Raw genomic sequence first — 20,840 nt, 5'->3', positions numbered from 1 at the left:
GGAGCCGGCGCACGAGCTCGACCGTGCCGTCGCGCGACCCGTTGTCGCAGACCAGGACCTCGACGTCGGCGTCCAGGTCCGCCACCTGGACGGCCAGCGCAGAGAGCTGCTCGCCGAGCGTGGCCTCCGCGTCGAACGCCGCGATCACCACGCTCAGCTCGGGAGCGCCCCGACCCGTCACTGCCGTGACCGTCGTTGCCGGGAACGGCTACGGACCGGACGGTGATCGCGCAGCAACCGGCCGACCGTCGTCGTGCGGTACCCGTCGTCGCTCAGACGCGCGAGCACGGCGTCGAGGACCGCTGCACGGTCGAAGCGCGGAAGCTCCTCGCCCGCGCGGAGGGTCTCGGGGTCTGCTCGGTGGTCGTGCAGGAGGAGGATCCCCCCGGGGAACGTCTCTGCGACGACCCGGTCCGCGATGGCCGACTCCGCGTCGTGCAGCCAGTCGTGAGCGTCACCCGACCAGATCACGAGGTCCAGCCCCATCCGGCGGACCGCACGCGCCTGGCCGCTGGTGTGGACGCCGTAGGGAGGGCGGTAGAGCCGCAACGGCGTCTGCACAACGGACTCGACCCGAGCCTTCGCTCCGCGGATCAGCGCCGACGCCTCCCGGTCGGAGACGCTGAGCAGAGAACGATGGTCCTGGCCGTGCAAGCCGATCTCGTGGCCGTCGGCAACGATCCGGCGGACCACGTCAGGGTGCTTCTCGACCTGCTGCCCGAGGACGAAGAACGTCGCGGTCGCTCCGGTCGCAGCAAGGACGTCGAGAAGTCGAGGGGTGTGCTCGGGGTGCGGGCCGTCGTCGTAGGTGAGGGCGACCACTCTCTCGGAGGTGTCCGCGCAGTACACCCCGAACTCACGCGCGAGTGCAGGCGGGACCGGGAACCGCGGCACCGCCTGATCGGCGAAGTCGCCGCCGACGGGCCGAGGGCGCCGATCGATCGCACCTCGGCGGACGAGCACGGGCCACGGCGCCGGGCTCACACGGTTCCCCTGACGACGCCACGGATCAGCACGTGCGCTCCCCTCTCGTCCGGACACGGCGAGCATAGTCGCGCACGTCCGGGCGTGAGCGTGCGGAGTATTCCGTGGCCCCGTCCAGCACGGGTGAAATCCCCCCGAACACCCGGTGACAGTCTCCCTCTGACCTACAGTTTGCGTGTGGAGCTGCTGCCGACGCTGCCTTCGGGGACACGGGTCCTCGACCTCGGCGCGCCCGACGACGCGGTCGCGGACCACCTGCGGGAGCAGGGCCTCGAACGGTACCTCGGGCTGGTACCGCCGGCGCTGCTGGACCAGGCACGACGAGCGTCGGACGACGGAGGTGCCCGCCTGCACCCGCTCCCCACCGGAACCGTCGCCGACCGGTGCAGCACCGACCTGCTGATCCTCCGCGCGAACCACTCGCGCGTCCTGTGGTCGGTCCGCGACCTCGGCCACCTGCGCTATCTCGCCGTCGAGCGCCCGGTGGGGATCGGCGGGGTCGAGACACGCGTCGCGGCCCTCGTCGGACGGCGCGCCGGGCGGCTCCTGCAGCGCACACGCGTGCAGTGGGCGGGGACGGCCTTCGACCTGTACCGGCTGCCGGAGCCGCACGGCCCGGCGCCACGGACGTACTTCTCCCCCCTGTGGGGTGCCAGCGGGCTCGCGCTGCGCCTGAAGGAAGCCGGCCTGCGCTACGCGATCCTGCGCTGGTTCGAGGCCCTGCCGCGGATCGAGCCGGGCGAGGACCTGGACGTCCTCGTCGCGGACGCGGACGTCGCCTCCCTGCGGACGCTCGTCGAGTCGGAGCCCGGCACCATGCCGCTCGACCTGTACAGCGTCTCGGGGCTGTCGGCATCGGACTACCAGGGCGCGGCCTACTACCCACCGCACCTGGCCGAGCAGATCCTCGACCGCGCCGTCGTGCACCCGTCCGGGTTCCTGGTCCCCGCGCCCGACGACCATCTGCACTCTCTCGCGTACCACGCCGTCTATCACAAGGGTGAGCGGTCCGGACTGCCGTCCCGCGGCCTCGGGAGCGCAGTCCCCGACCCGGAGCACGACTACCGCGCCGTCCTGCAGGACCTCGCCGCGGCGAACAGTCGCACGGTCCCGGAGGTGTTCGAGGACCTGGACGCCTACCTCGCCGACAACGGCTGGCGGCCACCGACCGACGCGCTGCGTCGGCTCGCGTCCGCCAACCCCTGGGCGGCAGGACTCCTGGGCGTCGAGCGGACGGTCGACCTCGACGGCGCCGAGCTCGCCGTCTTCCTCGTGCGCGAGGCGACCCTGTCGGCGCTCGACCCGCAGGAGGTCGACACCCTCCTGGAGCACTTCGGCTTCGACGTGATCACCTCCCACGACCTCGACGACGACGCGCGCGCACGCGCGGCGCAGGCGCTGCGCGGCGGCAACTGGGGACGCGGCCCGTTCCCCCAGAGCGGCGGCCCGCCCGTGCGCCTGGTCGTGGCCCTGCACTACTCGCCCCTGCCGCCCTACGAGTGGCTCCGCGAGCGCTATCCCCACCTGACGAGCTCCGAGACCTACGAGGCGAAGTCGGCGATCCGGCAGCTCGTCGAGGAGCGGGTACCGGAGGCCGAGCACTTCAATCCCCTGCACTCGTCCGACAGTCCGGCCGAGGCGTGGGAGTACCTGGAGGTCGTCGCCCCCGGGGACATCGACCGGGTGCGGACCGAAGCGGCGCGGCGCGTGGCGCAGCACCGCGCACCCGACGGCACGATCAAGAACCTGAGCCGGGGTCGACGCGCTCGGGTCGACGTCGTCGCCGGTGCCCGCGGGCTGCTCGTACGCAAGACGTTCGCCCCACCGTTCGGCCGGTTCCTCGAGCGTGAGGTCGCCGCCCTGCGCGACCTGGCCGGTCGGGTCGACGCCGTTCCCCCGCTCGTCGATGCCGGTCCTGACTGGTTCGAGTGCCCGTTCTACGAGGACTCGCTCGGCCAGCACACGGGAAGGCTCCTGCCCCTGGCCGTGGTGCGATCGATGGTCGCCGTGCTCCGGGAGCTGCACGGTCTCGGTTACGACCTCGTCGACGCGAAGCCGACCAACTTCGTCCTCGACCACCAGCGAGGCCTCAAGATCGTCGACTTCGAGTTCCTGCACCGCTACGAGGGTGATCCCCCGCCGTTCGCCCGCAGCGCGAACTTCGTCGGCCCCTGGCCGGGCTTCACCGGGGACGTTCCCGTCGGGGACATGAGCTACACGTCACGCTGGTACGCCGCCACCGGGCTGCCGCGAGAGGTGCTCACGGAGGGGTCGCTCGCCATGCAGCACCTGCACCGCGCAGGCTTCCGGCTGCGGAGCCTGACGGTGCTCCCCGGTGCTCCGCCCAGGCGCCTCGTCCGCAGGTCGCGCGCTGCCGCGCGGCACGCGAGATGGCTCGCCACGTCGGCCTACACGACGTGGGCTCGGCAACGTGCCGGGTCGACAGACGGACGAGGAGCACGATGACGACCGACGACGAGGCGGCGACGCCCGACGCCCGACCGGGCACGCCGTCCGGCACACCACCGGACGATGTGCCGACCGTGACCGTCGTCGTCCCGGTCTACAACGACGTGGCGCGCCTGCGGACCTGTCTGGCAGCGCTCACCGCGCAGGACTACCCCGCGGACCGGTTCGAGGTCGTCGTCTCCGACAACGCCTCGACGATCGACCTGCGCCCCGCGTTTCCCGACGACGCCCGGTTCCGCAAGGTCGAGGAACCGCAGCGAGGCTCCTACTCGGCGCGCAACACAGCGGTCCGGCACGCCACGGGAGAGATCCTGGCGTTCACCGACGGAGACTGCATCCCCCGGCCCGACTGGCTCACACGAGGCGTCGCTGCTCTGACGGCAGCGGACGGTCCCGACGCGGTCGGAGGCGAGATCAACATCCTCTTCCGGCGCGGCTCGACCCCGACGACGGGCCCGGAGCTGTACGAGACCGTCGAGGGCTTCGACCAGCAGCGGTTCGTCACGGTGACGCACTTCGCCGCGACCGCCAACCTCCTCGTGACGAGCGCCACCTTTCGACGCGTCGGAGACTTCAACGCCGGTCTCGCCTCGGGCGGTGACCTCGAGTGGGGCCGGCGGCTCCAGGTGGCCGGTGGCCGGCTGGACTTCGCCGGTGACGCGGTCGTCGACCACCCCTCGCGCCCGTCATGGCGAGACCTGACCCACAAGACGCTCCGGATCTCCCACGGTCTCGTCGACCTGACGCAGAATCCGGTGACGGCAGACTTCGCGCGGGACAGCTGGCACAACACCAAGCAGACCTTCACGATCTGGCTCCGCATCTGGCAGCAGGCCTGGCCCGAGACGCCCGGCGCAAAACTGCGGTACGCCGCGGCCCGCAGCTATGCGGGCGTCCTCGAGCTCTCCGTGCGCGCCCGTCGGGGTGCGCTGCGCCGGCAGCGATGACCGCTCGGTCGGGCTCGCAGGGCGCGCGCGGCACCGACGACGCCGACGAGGTCGGGATCCGTCGCCTCTCCGCGGTCGACCCGGTCTGGTCCGATGTACCGACGGTCGTGCGGCAGACCGTCCGGCGCGCCACCAGCGCCGTCGAGGTGGTCGACGCGATGACCGACGAGACGTCGGGCTGGTCGACGGAGCTGGTGCGGAGCCTGCTGCACCCCGCGTCGGGCGGGGCGGCGGTGCTCGTGCCTCCTCCGACGGGGCGTGCACTGGTGCTCGGTTCGGGACGCCACACGCTCGCCCCGGCTCTCGAGCTCCTGGGCGCCGATGTGACCCGCGCGGACTGGGTCTACGACAGGCTGCGCTTCCAACAGCTGATGCACCCCACCTCGGGCGGCCTGGCCCATCTCGACCTGCGTGCGCCCCTGCCGTGGGACGGTGCGACCTTCGACCTGGTCTGGCTCGACGTCGACGCCGTGCGCTCGGAGCTGGGACCGTCCGGCGCGACCCGGGTCCTGACCGAGGTGGGGCGGGTCCTGGACCGTCAAGCCGTGGTCGTCGTGGACACCCGGCACGCCGGCCGCCGGGCGATCGACGCGGCACGGCGCGGCTCTCCCGGCAGGGTACGTGGTTCGTCGACCCGGCGGCTCCTGGCGCACGCACGCGTCGCCCAGGCGAGTGTGCACGTCGCGGTCCCCGACCGCGACTCCTGGGACCAGCTCGTCCCGGCCGAGCGCCTGGCGGGTGCGCTCGCCGCGGGCGATCAGCGGTCCGGGCTGAAGCGCGTCCTGTCGACCACGCTGCGGACGCTGGGTGGCGCGGGTCTGCTGGCGCCCGATCGTGTCGTGGTCGCGCACCGGACCGATGGCGGCGCACCGCGTCTGTCGGTCGCCGAGCTCGCTGCGGGCTCGCCCCGGGCGCCGGTCGACGCGCTGTCCGACGCCCGGGTCGCCGTTGCCGGCAGCCGTTTCGTGAAGATCCCGTTGTCGGTGGACCAGCACGAGGCGCTGGCGCAGGAGGTCGCGAACACGACGGCCGCCCGCTCGACGACGTTCGCGCCGTTCACGCTGGAGGGAGTCCGGCTCGACGACGTCGGCCCCGTCCGTGTCGCCCGCTATCCCGTCGTCAGGGCCACGGAGGTGGACCTCGACCGGGCGGAGCACCTCCTCGTCGACATCCTCGACGCGCAGGACTCCACCACTCTTGCGCCGCTGCACTCGACCGCGCTGTGGACCCGCCTCCGATCGCCGCGGGCGCTGCGGGACTGCGACGAGATCGGTGCGTCCGCCCTGCGGGAGCGCGTCCTGCAGGACCTGGGGGACGTCGTCGTCCCCGTCGGCGCGACGCACGGTGACCTGCACCCCGACAACCTCCTGGTGCCGCGCAGCGGACAGCCCCTGCTCGTCGACTGGAACCGCTTCGAGCCGTACAACCCGCTGTTCCTCGACCCGGCCTATGCCGCGGTCCAGCTGGCACGCGCGTCCGGCGGAACGCTCGGTGAGGCGTTGCTCGCGATCGCCTCCGGCGAGCTCGACGGCCCCCTCGTCGGGCGGGCGGCGGATCTGCGCGGAGAGCTGGACGCGTTCCAGATGGTGAGCGTCGTGCTGCTCGACCGTGTGGTGTCCTACAGCCTCCCTCGGCGCCGGTACAAGCCCTGGACGCTGCCTCCTCTGCGAGATGCCGTGGCCGCTATCTCGACCTGGCGTGGCGACCGGTCCGGGCACGTGCCCAGCTGACGGGGACGTCAGGTGCGAACCGCACCGCCCAGCCGATCTCGGCGAGCGCGCGTCCGAGCCGGCGATCGCGCAGGTGCTGCCGGGCGGCCCGCACGGCGCTCCAGGCAGCGAACCGGTCGTTGGCGCGCAGCCGCTCGTCGTAGGCGGTGACCAGCGCGCCCTTCCCCGCGGTCCGGGCCGCGTCCCGGTGCCTCCCCACGATCGTGCGGATGCTCGTCGCGAGGTCGCGGTGGGAGCGGGTGGTGTTGGTCGCGTGGTGGCGGTAGTCGACCAGCACGTCGTCGACGAACGCGAACGGTCCGAGGGCAGCGGCCCGCAGCACGAGGTCGAGGTCCTCGCCCTGGCGGTAGGCGGGGTCGAACCCACCGATCTCGTCGTAGACGTCCCGGCGGATCACCAGGTTGGGCAGCATGACCCCCGGTCCACGGACGACGTCGACCTGCTCGGGCGCGGCGCGCTGGTCGGCCGCCACGAGCTCACGACCGGTCGAGTCGATGGTCCGCATCGCGCAGTAGCTGACCACCGCGGACGGCTGGGCCGCCATGCGCTCGACGTGGCGCGCGACGCGCTCCGGGTGCCAGCGGTCGTCGTCGTCGAGGAAGGCGAGCAGCGCGCCATGGGTGCGAGTGACCCCGAGGTTCCGCGCCGCCGACACACCGGAGGGTTCGATCCGCAGTACCTGCACGCCGGGGAACCGGTCCGTGATCTCGCGCAGCGCCGCCGGGTCCGGTGACCCGTCGTCGACGACGAGCACCTCGATCCTCGCGTACGTCTGCGCGGCGACGGACGCGAGGGCCTCGTGGAGGTACGGCCCTCCTCGGTTCGTCGCGACGACCACGCTCACGAGCGGCGTGGCGGGCTCCTCGGCCATGGTCTCCTCGTCGTCCGGGCAGCGGGGTGAAATCCGGCGATTCCCTCGGGATCGTGCGGGCGGTGGGGGACAATCTCCCACATGAAGGTCCTTCGCGTCTCGCACAGCGCCGTGGTCGACGCGTGGCGCGAGCGCGAGCGTGAGCTGCGTGCCGCCGGCGTCGACGTCCGGCTGCTCACGGCACGCACCTGGGACGAGGGCGGGGCGCCCGTGCCGCTCGTCCCGCGCCCCGGAGAACCGGTCCGCGGCGTGCGGACGCTCGGCAACCACCCGGCGCTGTTCGTCTACGACCCCCGGCCGCTGTGGCGCGCGCTCGGCGAGCGCTGGGACGTCATCGACCTCCACGAGGAGCCGTTCGCGCTCGCCACGGCCGAGATCCTCGTGCTCCGCCGCCTGCGCGCACTCCTCGGCTCGCGCGACGCGGCACCCGCCCCCTACGTCCTGTACTCGGCGCAGAACATCGCCAAGCGGTACCCCTGGCCGTTCCGCTGGCTCGAGGCCCGCGCGCTGCGGCACGCCGGAGCCGTGTCGGTCTGCAACGAGGCCGCCGGGCGGATCGTCCGGGACAAGGGCGCGCGCGGCCCGGTCGAGGTGGTGCCGCTCGGCGTCGATCTCGAGACGTTCTCGCCCGGACCTGCCCCGAGCGATCGTGCGCTCGTGCCCGACGACGGCCCGGTCACCGTGGGCTACGCGGGCCGCCTGGCGCCGCACAAGGGCGTGGACGTCCTGCTGCGTGCGGTGGCCGACGACGCGCGCTTCCGGCTGCGCCTGGCCGGCGCCGGGCCCCAGGAGGCCGAGCTGCGGGAGCTCGCCGCACCGCTCGGTGAGCGTGCGACCTTCCTCGGCCCGCTCCCCGACACCTCGCTGCCGGAGTTCTACCGCTCGCTCGACGTACTAGCGGTCCCCTCGCTGGAGACCCCCGGGTGGGTCGAGCAGTTCGGCCGCGTCGCCGTCGAGGCCATGGCGTGCGGCGTCCCGGTGGTGGCGAGCGACTCGGGTGCGCTGCCCGACGTCGTCGGCGGTGCCGGTCTGCTCGTGCCCCCCGGCGACGCCGCCGCGCTCCGCGACGCGCTCGCGCGCGTGGCGACCGAGACCGGGCTCGCCGAGAAGCTGCGCGCGGCCGGGCTCGAGCGGGCGCGGTCGTGCGCGTGGGACGAGGTCGCGCGCCGGTACCTCGCGCTCTACGAGTCCGTCACCGGCAGTGCGACGACCACCGGCCGCGCGACAAGCACCGACACCGGCGGCCGCGCGGTCGCGGGCGTCCCGGAGCCGCCCGAGGTCGTCCTCGTCGCCTACGGCTCACCGGACCTGGTCCGTGATGCTCTCGCCCCTCTCCAGGGCAGGTTCCCCCTGACGGTCGTCGACAACTCCTCGCTGCCGGAGATCCGGGAGATCAGCGAGAGCGCCGGCGCGCTCTACCTCGACCCGGGCCGCAACGGCGGCTTCGCGGCCGGGGTGAACCACGCCCTCGCCCACCGGCAGGCTCCCGGTGCGGACGTGCTGCTGCTCAACCCGGACGCCGTCGTGACGCCCGAGGACGTCGCCACGCTCCAGCGCGGGCTGCACGCGCAGCCGCGGACCGCGAGCGTCGGCCCGGTCCAGGTCGACGGCGACGGGACCCCGGCTCGCGTCGTGTGGCCGTACCCGTCGCCCGCGGCGACGTGGATCGAGGCGGTGGGCCTCGCCTCGCGGCGCCGCACCCCGCCGTCGAGCTCGTTCGTCATCGGCTCGGTGCTGCTGCTGAACGCCCGGGCGATCGACGAGGTCGGGCCCTTCGACGAACGGTTCTTCCTGTACGCCGAGGAGACGGACTGGGCCTACCGCGCGAGCAGGCTCCGGTGGCACCACCGCGTCGTGGAGGACGCCAGCGCCCTGCACCTCGGCGGGGCGACCAGCACCGACCCCACGCGCCGGGAGACCCACTTCCACGCCTCGCAGGAGCGATACCTGCGCAAGCACCATGGGACCACGGGGTGGCGGCTGGCCCGCGTCGGCGCCGTGCTCGGCGCCGCGGCACGCACGCTCGTGCTGCGGGGCGACGCGCGCGACAGCGCGCGCCGGCGCCTGCGGCTGTACCTGAAGGGACCCGTGCGGGCAGAGGCCTCGCTGTGATCGTCCGGTCGATGACCTGGGTCATCGGGACCCTGGCCCTCGCCGTGCTCCTCGCCGGGATCGGGATCCTCGTCCCGGAGTACGCGGTCGTCGCGGTCACGCTCGCCCTGCTCGTCCTCGTCGTCGGCCTCACGGCGTACGAGCCGGTCGCCCTGCCCATCCTCGCCATGCCGGCGCTCGTGGTCGTCGAGCGGGTCGGCGGCGGCGGCGTCGACCTCTCCTTGTCCGACTTCGCGCTCTTCGGCGCGTTCTGGTTCGCGCTCTTCTTCGCGCCGCGGCCGTACTCCGCGCCGATGCGCTCGCTGCTGTGGCTCTCGGCGCTCTACCAGGTCGCGACGCTGTTCACGGTGATCGTCAACCCGTTCACGGCCAACATCGTCGAGTGGTTCCACGCCTGGTTGTCGGTCGCCGGTGCGCTCGTGGTCGGCTGGGCCGTCGGGCGCGCCGGGAGGGCCCGACTGGGCCTGACGCTCTTCCTCGTCCCCTGCCTCGCCATCGCCCTGCTGACGTGCGTGACCGCGCTCGAGCAGCTCGCCGACGGGAACACCGGGCCGGTGTACATCGACTCACCGATCGCGATGCACAAGAACTTCATCGGCTGCGTGCTCGCGTTCGCCGCGCTCGTCGCGTACGCCCGTCCGTGGTGGGTGGGGTGGCCGCGGTGGTTCGCGCTGGGCGCGTTCTGGCTCTGCTCGCTGGGAGTCCTCGCCGCCCAGGCCCGACAGGCGCTCATCGGGCTGGCGATCGGCATCATGCTCATCACGCTGCGCGGCGACCCCGACCGCAAGCGGTCCAAGCTCATCCTCCTCGCCGCGGTCCCGGCCATCTACTTCGTCGTGCTCGCCGTCCAGGAGCAGCTCTCGTCCGACAACGAGTTCAACTCCGCCAACCAGCGCCTCACCTGGTATGAGGACTCGATCGACGTCTGGCAGCGCAACCCGTGGTTCGGCATGGGGCTGCGCTGGTGGACGGCGGGTGTCACCGAGTTCGTCTTCCAACCACCGAACGTCGAGCTCGAGGTCCTGACGTCGGCCGGCATCGTGGGACTCGTGGGCTTCCTCGCGCTCTTCCTCGGCGGGATGGTCGTGCTGTGGCGCATCAACCCACGCTTCGGCACGCTCGCGTTCTCCATGCTGATGATGCGGTTCGTCCAGGGCCAGTTCGACCTCTTCTGGGTGTCGGTCCAGGTGACGGTGCCGTTCGTGATCGTCGGGGTCTGCCTGGGCGCCGAGTCGTACGCTGAGTCCCGCCGGGCCGCACGAGAACGCACGGGGTCCGCCCTGCCGCTGGAGGACCTGCGCTCGGTCGAGGAGATGACGGTTCGATGAGGATCCTGCAGATCGCGCCGGAGATCGCACCCGGCAGCGGCGTGGGGGGCGTGGCCCACCACCTCGAGGCCGCGTTCACGCGCGCCGGGGTACCTGTCGACCGGTTCACCCTGGCGGACGCGGGGGGTGACCGGCTCCCCCACCCCGGCCCGGGCCTGCGGGGACGACTGGCGCTGGCCGTGCGCGTCGTGTGGTTCTCGACCGCCGGCACCGTCCTCGCCCGCCGCAGGATCCGGCGCAGCCCGGGGACGGTGACGATCTGCCACAACGACGTCCTCGCCGGTGACGTCTACGTCAATCACGGCAACCTGCGCGTGGCCATGGCGGCGCGCGGCGGGTACGCGTGGCGGATGCTGCGCAACCCGCTGCACCTGTTCACCGCGGCCCGGGACGCCCTGCGGTACCGGGGACGGACCCATCGTGTGGTCGTCAACCTCACCGAGGCCGAGCGCACGGCGCTAGCACGGACCTACCCGCGTCTCAGGGCACGCTCCGTGGTCATCGGCAACGGGGTGGACACCACCCGGTACCGGCCCCCGACGCCGGCAGAACGCGACGCCGCCCGCACGCTGGCCACGCTGCCCGACGACGTCACGAACGTCCTGTTCATCGGCCACGAGTTCGACCGCAAGGGGCTCCCCCTCGTGCTCGACGCCGTCGCCGACCTCCCCGACGTCGTCGTGACCGTCGTCGGGGGCACCGCGGACATGCTGACGACCCTCGGTCGCCAGATCGAGCGGCTCGGTCTCGCGGACCGTGTGCACCTCGCCGGGCAGGTCGACGACCCCCTGCCGTGGCTGCACGCCGCGGACGCGCTCGCCCTGCCCAGCGCCTACGAGGCGAACGCGCTCGTCGTGCTGGAGGCCCTCGCCTGCGGCGTGCCCGTGGTCGCGACGGCGGTCGGCTACGCCCCCGAGGCGATCGACGACGGCGTCACCGGCTACCTCGTCGAACGGACCGTGAGCGACGTGCAGCGGGGTCTGCGGGCCGTCGCCGAGGCCGGACCTGCCGCACGGGAGGCGATGTCCCGCGCGGCGCGCACCCGGGCCGAGCAGCACGACTGGGACCAGGTCGCCGCGCAGTACCTCGACCTCGCCCGTTCGCTGGTGCGGACCACCGGCCGCCTGGGCGGTGGGCCCACGTGAGGATCCTGCACGCCATCCGGTCGGACGGGTTCGCCGGGGTCGAGCGTCACGTGGCGCGCCTCGCGCGCGCCCAGGCCGCGCGCGGCGACCAGGTGGTCGTCGTCGGCGGCGACCCGGCGGCCATGCGCGCGACCCTCGCCGACCCGCGCGTGACCCACGTCCCCGCGCGCACGACCCTCGACGTCGTGCGGGCACTGCGGTCTCACGCCCCCGGCGCGGCCGTGCTGCACACGCACATGACGGCCGCCGAGGTCGCCGCCACGTTCGCCGGGTCCATCGGTCGAGACCTCCCGCCGGTCGTGACCACGAGACACTTCGCGAGCACGCGTGGAAGCGGCCGCGCCGGCGCCCTGAAGGCCGCCGTGGGGCGGCACCGGGTGCGCGCCCAGATCGCGATCAGTGAGCACGTCGCCCGTCACGTGGACGGCCCCAGCGTCGTCGTGCGCCCGGGCGTGGAGGACCGCCCGGACGGCGCCGACGCGGCCGGACGGAAGCCCGTCGTGCTGATGGTCCAACGCCTCGAGGCGGAGAAGCGCACCGACCTCGGGCTGCGGGCGTTCGCCGCCTCGAACCTGTCCGCACAGGGCTGGCAGCTCCACGTCGCGGGCGACGGGGCCCGGCGCGCTGAGCTCGAGCGGCTCACGGCCGAGCTCGGGATCGCCACCGCCGTGACCTTCCTCGGGACGCGCACCGACGTCGAGGAGCTCATGGCGAGCGCATCGCTCCTCCTCGCCCCGTGCCCCGTCGAAGGTCTGGGGCTGACGGTGCTCGAGGCGATGGCGAGCGGGCTGCCCGTCGTCGCGGCGGGCGCCGGTGGCCACCACGAGATGCTCGACGGACTCGAGCCCCTCGCGCTCTACCCGCCGTACGAGCCGGAGGTCGCCGGCAAGCAGCTGGCCGAGCTCGCCGCGTCCCCGGGACGCCGGGACGCCTACGCCCGGGCCGCGCGGGCCGTCCAGCGCGAGCGCTTCACCCCCCAGGCCCAGGCGGCGGCGACGGCGCTCGTCTACGAGCGCGTCCTCGGCGAGACGCACGACCCCGGCGGCTCGCGGGCGGGTGCGCGCGCGAGCAGCACCCGGGACCTGGTCGTCGTCTCGCTCGAGGCGTGGGACGACGTCTGGCGCCGCAACCAGTACCTCGTCGCCGAGCTCGCACGGGCCGACCCGGGGCTGCGGGTCCTGTTCGTCGAGCCCGCAGCGGACCCGCTGCACCAGCTGTCCCGCCGGGCCGTCCCGCGACCCGGCCGAGGACTACGGCCGCTGGAGGCCGGTACGGGGTCCGTCGAGGGCGTGGCGGCCGGCCAGGTCTGGCTGTACCAGCCGACCAAGGTGCTCCCCCGGCGCATCGACCGCCGCGCCGATGACCGGCTCGCCGCCCAGGTCCGGCGAGCGGTGCACCGCCGCGGGTTCCGCGCGCCGGTGCTCTGGATCAACGACCCCTCCGCGGCGCGCCTGCTGGAGCGAACCCGGTGGCCGTCCCTGTACGACGTCACCGACGACTGGCTCGCCGCGCAGCGGGGCACCGAGGAGAAGCGCCGGCTCGCCAAGGACGAGTCCGTGCTGCTCACGCGGGCCGACGAGGTCGTCGTCTGCTCGCCCGACCTCGTCCGCTCGAAGGGTGCGCACCGCGAGGTCACCCTCGTGACGAACGGGGTGGACGTCGAGCGGTACCGCACACCCGCGCCACGGCCGGACGACCTGCCGGACGGGCCCGTGGCGCTCTACGTCGGGACGGTCCACCCGGACCGGTTCGACGTCGACCTCACGGTCGCGACCGCCGAGCACCTGGCCGGGCACGCGACGCTCGTGCTCGTGGGCCCGGTCGTGGATCTCGACGACGGGCAGCTCGACGCCCTGCGCCGGGCCGGCGTGGTCCGGCTCGGCCGCCGCGCCCACACCCTCGTGCCGGCGTACCTCCAGCACGCCGCCGTGCTGCTCGTGCCCCACGTCGTCGACGAGTTCACCGACAGCCTGGACCCCATCAAGCTCTACGAGTACCGCGCCGTCGGCCGCCCCGTCGTGGCCACCCGGGTCGCGGGGTTCCGGGAGGGCACCGACGACCGGGTCGTGAGCGTGGGTTCCGCCGACTTCCCCGCGGCTGCGCTCACCGCCGTCCGTCGGAGCGCCGACGGCGCGGCTCCCGGCCCGGAGGTGGACGCGGCCGACGGCACGGCGGACGACATCCCCACGTGGCGCGGTCAGGCGGCTGTCATGGCCGACGTGGTCGGGCGCGCGCGGCGACGCGCCGCCACACGTCCGTAACGACCTCGACCGTGCGACTGACAGGAAACCGCACGAGGGCGTCCGCGCGTGCCTCGTCCGCGCGCCGGCCTGCGCCGACAGGGTCGTCGAGCACCGCGACGATCGCGCCCGCCAACGCCTTCGCGTCCCCGGGGTCGACGAGGAGGCCCAGGGACCGGTCGGCGGGCTCGACGATCTCGCTCACCCCGCCCGCGCGCGTCGCGACGACGGGCACACCGCGCACCATGGCCTCGACGACGACCTGACCGAACGGTTCGGGAACCGGCGACGCGTGGACGAACACGTCGAGACGATCGAGCTCGGCCGCCACGTCCTGCTGGAAGCCGACCCACTCGATCCGGTCCGCGATCCCGAGCCGGTCCGCCTCGGCACGGACCCGGATCGCGTAGTCCTCGGCGCCGAACAGCGGGTCACCCGCGATGCGGAACGTCGTCCGGGGGTGGCGCAAGAGCACCTCGGCTGCGGCACGCACGAGCTCGAGCTGTCCCTTGGTGGGACTGATCCGTCCGACCATCCCGACCACCGGGTCGTGGTCGGCGGCTCGTCCTGCAGGTCCGACCACGGCCCGGCTCTCGCTGGACGCCTGCTCCGGAGCGAAGCCGGGGTAGGCGACCGTCGAGGCGACAGGCAGGGTCGCGGCCGTCGCCCGCGAGTTCACGACCACCGCCGCGGGCAGCCTCGCCGCGACCCGCACCAGCCGGGCGAGCACCGCCGGCAGGTAGTCGGGGCTGACCCGGTCGTGGACGTGCCACACCAGAGGACGCCGTGCGAGCGCCGCAGGGACGATCCCGAGCAGGTCCGCCTTCAACGACGTGGTGTGCACCACGTCGGGGTGCAGCGCGCGCAGCCGGCGAGCCAGACGCCACGTGAAGGGCACGAGGCGCACCGCTCGGGCCAGCTGGCCGAGCGACGCCCGGCCGGCGGTCTCACGGTCGACGAGCGCGACCGACGGATCGAGCGGCAGCACCTCGACCCGCGTCCCGAGGTGCTCGAGACGCTCCCGCAGCGGGCCGTCGGCGAAGAGGACGACGCGCACGTCGATCGTGGGGTCGAGCGAGGCGTCGATCGCGGCGCACAGCCGCACGAGAGCGAGCTCGGCACCTCCGACCTCGGCGGTGTGGTCGAGGACGACGACGCGCATCCGCCCCGTGCTCGCGGTCACCACCGGAAGGGAAGCTTGACCGCACCCTCGGCGTCGGGCCGACGATCACCGTCGTCGGAGTCGTCCTCGGGGCCGGATCCTGCGGCGTCACCGGTCTCACCGGACGCCGGGTTGCGCGACGGCGCCTGCTCTGGCGGTGTCGTGACCTTCCCCCAGTTCGGCGAGAGCAACGGGCCTTGGCGACTCTTTCCGTTCGAGCCGGTGGCAGGTGCCTTCGGGCGCGGCCGCGGCTCGGGCGGCGGCTGGTCGCCGACGCTCGCAGCACGGCGTGACTGCGCGTGCGTCGACGGCTCCTGGGCGCGCGTCGGCTGCGAGGAGGGCGTCGCGACCTGAGCGGCCGCCCGGTCGTCGGAGCCCGTCGACTCCGTGGCGACCCTCTCCGGTTCAGCGGATTCCGGATCGGAGTCCGCGGCGTTCTCCTCGACCGGCAGCTGCGCAGCCGATCCCCCCTTGCTGTCCTGGGCGTCGCCGTCGGCCACCAAGGCACGCGCCGCCTCCGCCCTCGCGCCCGGCTCCTGAGACGTGCTGTGCTCGTCCTGCGGTGCTGCGAGGACCTCCCCGTAGGTGGACGCGTAGAGCATCCGGCGGTCGCCCTTGACGCCGGCGAGCGCGATGCCCGAGAGCGGCACGTTGTTGGTCCGCAGGCGCTCGACCGCCTCGATGAGCACCGCGCGGTCCGTCTGACCGGCCGCGGCGACGAGGACCACACCGGTCGCGTACTGGCCGAGGATGGTCGCGTCGGCGGCGGCGAGGGCCGGGGGCGCGTCGATCACCGTGACGTCGCACTGCAGGCGCAGGTTACCGATGAGGTCACGCACGCGGGCCGTCGCCAGGTAGTCCGCAGGGTCCAGCTCCTCCTCCGGCACGGGGAAGACGGACAGGTTGCGCACGTCGGTCGGGCGCAGCGCATGGCTGTGACCGGCCCAGCCGTGCGGCGGGGGCAGCAGGTCGTCGAGCTGCGGCTGCCGGAGGTCGCCGGAGACGGCGACGGTCCGCAGACCGCTGAGGGCGAACGACGCCGCGAGGTTCGCCGCGACGAACGCCCGGGAGCCGTGCCGGTCGGCGGCGGTGACCACCACGACGGCGTGCGGGGCGTCGGTCATGGCGACCTGCACCGCGGTGCGCAGCTCACGGATCGACTCCGTGAACGGGGTCGCGACCTTGCTCGTCACAGGGAGCGCGTGCGTGCTCTGGAAGTCCTTGTCGGCGAGGCGCACCCCGTAGATCTCGGCGAGCACCGGGGTGCCGGTGACCCGCGCCGCGTCGCCGGCGCTGCGCACACGGATGTCGAGTCCCCGACGAGCGAACGCGAGGCCGATCCCGGCGACCAGCCCGGCGAGCATCGCGATCGCGACGACCGTCGCCGGCGCCATCCCCAGCGCCTCCGCACCAGCCGCCGGTTCGCTGACGATCGCGGGCTCCTCGATCGACCGGAGCGTGTTGAGCTGGACAGTCAGCGTGGTGTACTCGGCGACGATGAGCTCCTGCTCGGCGAGCGCCAACGGGTTCTCCGGGTCGATCCGGAGCTGTCGGGCGACGTCGGAGAGCTGGTCGGCCAGCGCCGAGCGCCGGGACTCGAGGTAGTCGATCTCCTGGTTCTGGAGGACACCAAGCTGGGTCACGTACGCAGCCGCGAAGGCGTTCGCCACCTCGACCGCGTCACCCTCGTCGAGCGACTCCGCGGAGACCTCGATGGTCGCGCCGCTCTCGTCGGCGGACGCGGAAACCTGCGACAGGAGCTCGCGGGGCTCACCCTCGTGGCCCAAGGCCTCGGCGGCCGCCTCGGCGACAGGTTCCGACCTGACGTCGTCGGTACTGGCCGAGACCGTGACGTCGACGAGCTCGTCCCCACCCTGGGCGGTCTGGACGCTGATGAGCTCGACGGTGGCGCTGGCGCGGTAGACGGTGTCCTGGCGGTCGACGTAGAAGACGGCGGCCGCGACCACCACGAGCACGGCGGCGAGCACGTAGTACTTGCCCGTCCACACCGTCCGGACGAACTCCCTGAGCGTCATCCTTCACCTCTCCCCTCGCCCGTCAGCCGCCGGCGCGCGAACGCTCGCGCTGCTCGGCGACCACGTCGTGGAGCCGTGCCACGAAACGCGGCAGCGCGAACTTCTCGACGTGCGACGTCAGGGCGTTATCATCCCACGCTTTGGCCGCCGACTCCTGGACAGCGGCGGCCACGAGAGCGGCCTGCGGAGCGTCGAAGAACGTCCCGGTGACGCCCTCGACGACCGTGTCGAGGTAGCCACCGTCACGCAGGACGATCGACGGACGCCCGAAAGCGCCCGCTTCCAGCGGAGACAGCCCGTAGTCCTCGTACGAGGCCGCGACCAGCGCCCCGCTGTGGCGGTACAACCAGCGGAGCTGCTCGTCGTCGACACGCCCCAGGAGTTTCACCCGCGATTTCGCCCGGGAAGGGTCGCTTCGTCCAGCAGCCAGCGCCTCGAGGCGTGCACGGTCCGGCCCGTCACCGACGACGACGAGCTGGCGGTCCCCGAGCATCTGGACGGCCTCGATGATCACGTCTACGTTCTTGTACGGCAGGAGCCGGGCGACACAGAGCAGGAAGCCGGGCTCGACGTCGGGCACCGCGCGCTCTCCACCCTCGGGCAGCATGGCCGGAGGTGGCGGCAGCACCTCGGCCTCGATGCCGTAGGCGTCGCGCACGGCTCGCTGCGTGACCGTCGAGTTCGCGAGGTAGACGTCCGCGCGCTGCGCGGCGGCGCCGTCCCACCGACGCAGGGCCGGTGAGAGGAGTCCGAGACCGGCGGCGGCGACCGCCCGGCGCGCCCGCCCGGCGGCGCTGACACCCTGGGTGCCGCCGAGGTACCGGTCGCGCTGGTAGAGCCATCGCGCCGGCGCGTGGCAGTAGACGACCGTGCGGTCCGCCCCCCGGTAGCCGTGCGCCCACCCCGTCGAGCTCGCGAGCAGGACGTCGGCGGCGACGCGCTGGGACGAGACCGCCGGGGCGAGCAGCGGGAGCGCGAGGCGGTGGTGGTGGCGCAGCACACCGACGCGGTCCAACTGGGAGGTCCGCAGGTCGAGCGCGGCGAACTCGGGGAACGTCCCCGCCGGGTCATACAGGGTCGTATACAGCGGCGAGCCGGGGAACGCCTCGGCGAGCCAGAGCGCGACCCGCTCGGCCCCGCCACGCTGTGTCGCGTAGTCGTGCGCCAGTGCTACACCCTCGGTCATCGTCGCCCCGTCCTGCCTGGTCTCAGGCCTTGGTGTGGAACCTGCCCTGGGCCGCGAGGAGCCCGTCGGTGAGGACCATCTCCACCGCGTCCGCCGCGTCGTCGAGCAGGAACGGCAGCTCCTTGCGCTCCGCACCGGAGAAGTCCTTGAGCACGTAGTCTGCCGTGTCCATGCGACCCGGGGGGCGCCCGACGCCGGTCCGGACCCGCACGTAGTCCCGTGTCCCGAGCGCCTTGGTGATGTCCCGCAGTCCGTTGTGCCCGCCCTCGCCGCCACCGGACTTGAGCTTGACGGTGCCGAAGGGGATGTCGACCTCGTCGTGCACGACGATCACGTTCCCCGGCTCCACGCCGAAGTACTGCGACAGCCCGGCGACGGGACCGCCCGAGACGTTCATGTAGGTCGCCGGCTTCGCGAGGATCACACGCGGGCCGGGGCGCCCGCCGGGCAGGACGCCGATGCGCGCCTCGGCGACGGCCGCGCGCGCCCTGTGCGCGCTGAACCGGGCACCGGCCCGCGTCGCGAGGGCGTCGAGCGCCATGTGCCCCACGTTGTGCCGGTTGCCGGCGTAGGACGGCCCCGGGTTGCCCAGCCCGACGACGAGCCACAGGGAGTCGCTCGCGGACGTCGAGGTGGCAGGGCTCTGGTCGGGCCGGTGATCGGGCATCGTGCCGGTGTCCTTCGGTCGTGGCGTCGGCGCACGAAACGCCCGGTACCGTCACGGTACCGGGCGCCTCGACGCGTGCTGGTCGGCGCGCGAACGCGCCGGGGGGTCAGGACTCGGCGCCCTCAGCGGCGGCGGGCGCGGGAGCGGCCGCCTCGTCCTCGTCCGCGGCCTCGGCCTGCGGCTCGGCGACGGAGACGATGACCTGGCTGGTCTCGCCGTTCAGCACGGAGCCCTTGGGCAGGGGGACCTCGCCCGCGAGGACCTGGCTGCCGGCCGCGAGGCCCTCGATCGAGACCTCGATGGCCTCGGGCAGGTGCGTCGCCTCGGCCTGGATCGACAGCGTCTGGAGCTCGACGAAGTGGATGGTGCCCGGTGCGGACTCGCCCACGATGTGCACGGGGATCTCGACGTCGACCTTCTCGCCCTTCTTCACGAGGAGCAGGTCGACGTGCTCGATGACGTTGCGGACCGGGTCGCGCTGGACGTCCTTGGTGATCGCGAGCTGCGAGTCGCCGTCGAGCTCGATGGAGAAGAGCGCGTTGGCGTGCTTGAGCGCGAGCATCGTGGCGTGGCCCGGGAGGGTGACGTGCAGCGGGTCGCTGCCGTGGCCGTACAGGACGGCGGGGATCTGGTTGTTGCGGCGGATACGGCGGGCGGCACCCTTGCCGAACTCCGTACGGGACTCTGCGACGAGCTTGATCTCGGACACGTGTACTCCTGGGAAGCGTTGCGGGCCGGCTGCCAGTGGGGAGCAGTCGGCTGTCCGGCCGGCTGGTAGGCACCGGGGCGGACGGGCGGTTGCGTCGGCGCGGGACACATGACGGGCGCGCGAGGACGACCGCCCAGTCGATTACGGAGATCCAACGGATCCTTGCTGACCTTCCGGTGACTCACCGGCCGTCAGACGTCCCTCGCCGAGGCAACCTGACTACTGTACCCGCCCGGCCGCCGCGAACGGAAACGCCCGCGTCTGGTCAGGGGGCGGTCCCGGCGCGGATGTCGGCGATCTCCTGCACGGTGAGCGCGCGGTCGTACAGCCGGACGTCGTCCAGCGCGCCGTGGAACGGACGCGTCCCGTTCGACTCCGCCCCGATCCCCAGCGGCAACGAGTTCGTCCCGATCGCCGACGGGCCACCCGACGTGCCCTGCAGCACCCCGTCGACGTAGATCCGCATCGTCGTCCCGTCGTAGGTGGCAGCCAGGTGCATCCACGTCTGCCCGTTGCTGGGATGCGTCGACGTGGCGTTGACCCGGAACGAGTCGCCCGACGACGCATGGTTGAAGCGGAGGAACGGCGTGCCACCGCTGGACAGACCGAGCTCGTAGCCGTCGGTGGCTCCCTGCGCCGCCTTCTTCAGGACGTACTGCGTCCGCGTGGACTCCGGTCGCACCCACACGGCGACGCTCATCGACGTGGTGACGTCGAGGTCGTCCGCATCCGGTACGCGCACGTACCCGGACGAGCCGTTGAGGCGAACCGCAGACCCGTACTTCCCGGTGACCCACGTCGAACCGCCGAGCAGCGTGCCGTGGAGAGCGGACACCGAGTCTCCCGCGACCTGGCCCGTGCCCTCGTCGAAGGACCAGGCGCCCAGCGCGCCCGGCAAGGGTTCCGGAGTCGGTTCAGGAGTGGGCTCCGGCGTCGGCTCCGGGGTCGGCGTCGGCGTCGGCGTCGGCGTCGGCTCAGGAGTCGGCGTCGGCGTCGGCTCAGGAGTCGGCGTCGGCGTCGGCTCAGGAGTCGGCGTCGGCGTCGGCTCAGGAGTCGGCTCCGGCGTCGGCGTCGGCGTGGGCGTGGGCGTCGGCTCTGGAGTGGGCTCTGGAGTGGGCTCAGGCTCGGCGGGGGGTTCTTCGGTGTCGAGCAGCGCACCGATCTGCGCCGCGCTCAACGCCCGGTCGTACAACCGCACACCATCGAGAGACCCGTCGAGCGAACGCGTCCCGTTCGACTCCGCCCCGATGCCCA

16 protein-coding genes are annotated in these 20,840 nt (G+C 73.2%); 7 read left to right on the top strand and 9 right to left on the bottom strand.

The window, feature by feature from the left end; genetic code table 11:
* Positions 1–181 (bottom strand): glycosyltransferase family 2 protein (locus tag OHL10_RS18570; protein WP_265523742.1); only part of this gene is annotated, 181 nt, incomplete at its 3' end.
* Positions 178–984, bottom strand: coding sequence for a polysaccharide deacetylase family protein (locus tag OHL10_RS18565; protein WP_265523741.1), 807 nt, complete (start codon positions 982–984; stop codon positions 178–180). The genes OHL10_RS18565 and OHL10_RS18570, both read right to left, overlap by 4 nt.
* 177 nt (positions 985–1,161) lie before the next feature.
* Here OHL10_RS18565 and OHL10_RS18560 point away from each other — a divergent pair, with 177 nt between their 5' ends.
* Genes OHL10_RS18560 through OHL10_RS18550 form a run of 3 tightly spaced genes read left to right on the top strand, consistent with a single transcriptional unit; the run spans position 1,162 to position 6,130 of the window.
* Positions 1,162–3,450 (top strand): hypothetical protein, encoded by a 2,289-nt coding sequence (locus tag OHL10_RS18560; RefSeq protein WP_265523740.1) that lies wholly within the window; start codon positions 1,162–1,164, stop codon positions 3,448–3,450.
* Positions 3,447–4,400, top strand: coding sequence for a glycosyltransferase family 2 protein (locus OHL10_RS18555; RefSeq protein ID WP_265523739.1), 954 nt, complete (start codon positions 3,447–3,449; stop codon positions 4,398–4,400). The genes OHL10_RS18560 and OHL10_RS18555 overlap by 4 nt, the downstream gene beginning before the upstream one ends.
* On the top strand, positions 4,397–6,130 hold the full coding sequence (locus OHL10_RS18550) for a phosphotransferase (protein WP_265523738.1): 1,734 nt from the start codon (positions 4,397–4,399) through the stop codon (positions 6,128–6,130). Before OHL10_RS18555 ends, OHL10_RS18550 begins: the two co-directional genes overlap by 4 nt.
* On the opposite strand, the gene OHL10_RS18545 is transcribed toward OHL10_RS18550, so the two are convergent.
* The gene (locus OHL10_RS18545) at positions 6,084–7,001 is read right to left on the bottom strand and encodes a glycosyltransferase family 2 protein (protein ID WP_265523737.1); all 918 of its coding nucleotides are present in this window, start codon (positions 6,999–7,001) and stop codon (positions 6,084–6,086) included. The genes OHL10_RS18550 and OHL10_RS18545 overlap by 47 nt on opposite strands.
* A gap of 81 nt (positions 7,002–7,082) precedes the next feature.
* On the opposite strand from OHL10_RS18545, the gene OHL10_RS18540 reads away from it, so the two are divergent.
* From OHL10_RS18540 to OHL10_RS18525, 4 genes are read left to right on the top strand one after another with little or no spacing between them, the layout of a single operon-like run.
* Complete coding sequence (locus OHL10_RS18540; RefSeq protein WP_265523736.1) at positions 7,083–9,113, top strand: glycosyltransferase; 2,031 nt, start codon at positions 7,083–7,085, stop codon at positions 9,111–9,113.
* Between the two features lie 11 nt (positions 9,114–9,124).
* A complete protein-coding gene (locus tag OHL10_RS18535) occupies positions 9,125–10,441 on the top strand; it encodes an O-antigen ligase family protein (RefSeq protein ID WP_265523735.1) in 1,317 nt (438 codons plus the stop codon).
* Complete coding sequence (locus tag OHL10_RS18530; RefSeq protein ID WP_265523734.1) at positions 10,438–11,586, top strand: glycosyltransferase family 4 protein; 1,149 nt, start codon at positions 10,438–10,440, stop codon at positions 11,584–11,586. Before OHL10_RS18535 ends, OHL10_RS18530 begins: the two co-directional genes overlap by 4 nt.
* Entirely contained in the window at positions 11,583–13,847 is a 2,265-nt protein-coding gene (locus OHL10_RS18525; protein ID WP_265523733.1) for a glycosyltransferase family 4 protein, read from the top strand. Before OHL10_RS18530 ends, OHL10_RS18525 begins: the two co-directional genes overlap by 4 nt.
* Here the strand turns inward: OHL10_RS18525 and OHL10_RS18520 are convergent.
* From OHL10_RS18520 to OHL10_RS18495, 6 genes are all read right to left on the bottom strand, one after another.
* On the bottom strand, positions 13,795–15,009 hold the full coding sequence (locus tag OHL10_RS18520) for a glycosyltransferase (RefSeq protein WP_265523732.1): 1,215 nt from the start codon (positions 15,007–15,009) through the stop codon (positions 13,795–13,797). The two genes, OHL10_RS18525 and OHL10_RS18520, sit on opposite strands and share 53 nt — an antisense overlap.
* Complete coding sequence (locus OHL10_RS18515) at positions 15,006–17,024, bottom strand: hypothetical protein (protein WP_265523731.1); 2,019 nt, start codon at positions 17,022–17,024, stop codon at positions 15,006–15,008. The genes OHL10_RS18520 and OHL10_RS18515 overlap by 4 nt, the downstream gene beginning before the upstream one ends.
* 22 nt (positions 17,025–17,046) lie before the next feature.
* The gene (locus tag OHL10_RS18510; protein WP_265523730.1) at positions 17,047–18,210 is read right to left on the bottom strand and encodes a glycosyltransferase; all 1,164 of its coding nucleotides are present in this window, start codon (positions 18,208–18,210) and stop codon (positions 17,047–17,049) included.
* A gap of 22 nt (positions 18,211–18,232) precedes the next feature.
* Complete coding sequence (pth, locus tag OHL10_RS18505; RefSeq protein ID WP_265523729.1) at positions 18,233–18,877, bottom strand: aminoacyl-tRNA hydrolase; 645 nt, start codon at positions 18,875–18,877, stop codon at positions 18,233–18,235.
* A 106-nt stretch (positions 18,878–18,983) separates the two neighbouring features.
* Positions 18,984–19,586 carry a 50S ribosomal protein L25/general stress protein Ctc gene (locus OHL10_RS18500; protein WP_265523728.1) on the bottom strand — a complete coding sequence of 201 codons (603 nt, stop codon included), beginning with the start codon at positions 19,584–19,586 and terminating at the stop codon, positions 18,984–18,986.
* 265 nt (positions 19,587–19,851) lie between these two features.
* On the bottom strand, positions 19,852–20,840 hold a 989-nt coding region (locus tag OHL10_RS18495; RefSeq protein ID WP_322645596.1), incomplete at its 5' end, for a LamG domain-containing protein.

Source organism: Oerskovia flava, from assembly GCF_026163685.1.
In the GTDB taxonomy this organism is placed as follows: domain Bacteria; phylum Actinomycetota; class Actinomycetes; order Actinomycetales; family Cellulomonadaceae; genus Oerskovia_A; species Oerskovia_A flava.
This window is presented reverse-complemented; position numbering and strand designations above follow the sequence as displayed.

What these genes read in the sequence shown, in the direction of transcription:
- OHL10_RS18555 (WP_265523739.1), top strand. Translation starts at nt 3,447, where the DNA reads ATGACGACCGACGACGAGGCGGCGACGCCCGACGCCCGACCGGGCACG.
- OHL10_RS18550 (WP_265523738.1), top strand. Translation starts at nt 4,397, where the DNA reads ATGACCGCTCGGTCGGGCTCGCAGGGCGCGCGCGGCACCGACGACGCC.
- OHL10_RS18545 (WP_265523737.1), bottom strand. Translation starts at nt 7,001, where the DNA reads ATGGCCGAGGAGCCCGCCACGCCGCTCGTGAGCGTGGTCGTCGCGACG.
- OHL10_RS18540 (WP_265523736.1), top strand. Translation starts at nt 7,083, where the DNA reads ATGAAGGTCCTTCGCGTCTCGCACAGCGCCGTGGTCGACGCGTGGCGC.
- OHL10_RS18535 (WP_265523735.1), top strand. Translation starts at nt 9,125, where the DNA reads ATGACCTGGGTCATCGGGACCCTGGCCCTCGCCGTGCTCCTCGCCGGG.
- OHL10_RS18530 (WP_265523734.1), top strand. Translation starts at nt 10,438, where the DNA reads ATGAGGATCCTGCAGATCGCGCCGGAGATCGCACCCGGCAGCGGCGTG.
- OHL10_RS18515 (WP_265523731.1), bottom strand. Translation starts at nt 17,024, where the DNA reads ATGACGCTCAGGGAGTTCGTCCGGACGGTGTGGACGGGCAAGTACTAC.
- OHL10_RS18510 (WP_265523730.1), bottom strand. Translation starts at nt 18,210, where the DNA reads ATGACCGAGGGTGTAGCACTGGCGCACGACTACGCGACACAGCGTGGC.
- pth (WP_265523729.1), bottom strand. Translation starts at nt 18,877, where the DNA reads ATGCCCGATCACCGGCCCGACCAGAGCCCTGCCACCTCGACGTCCGCG.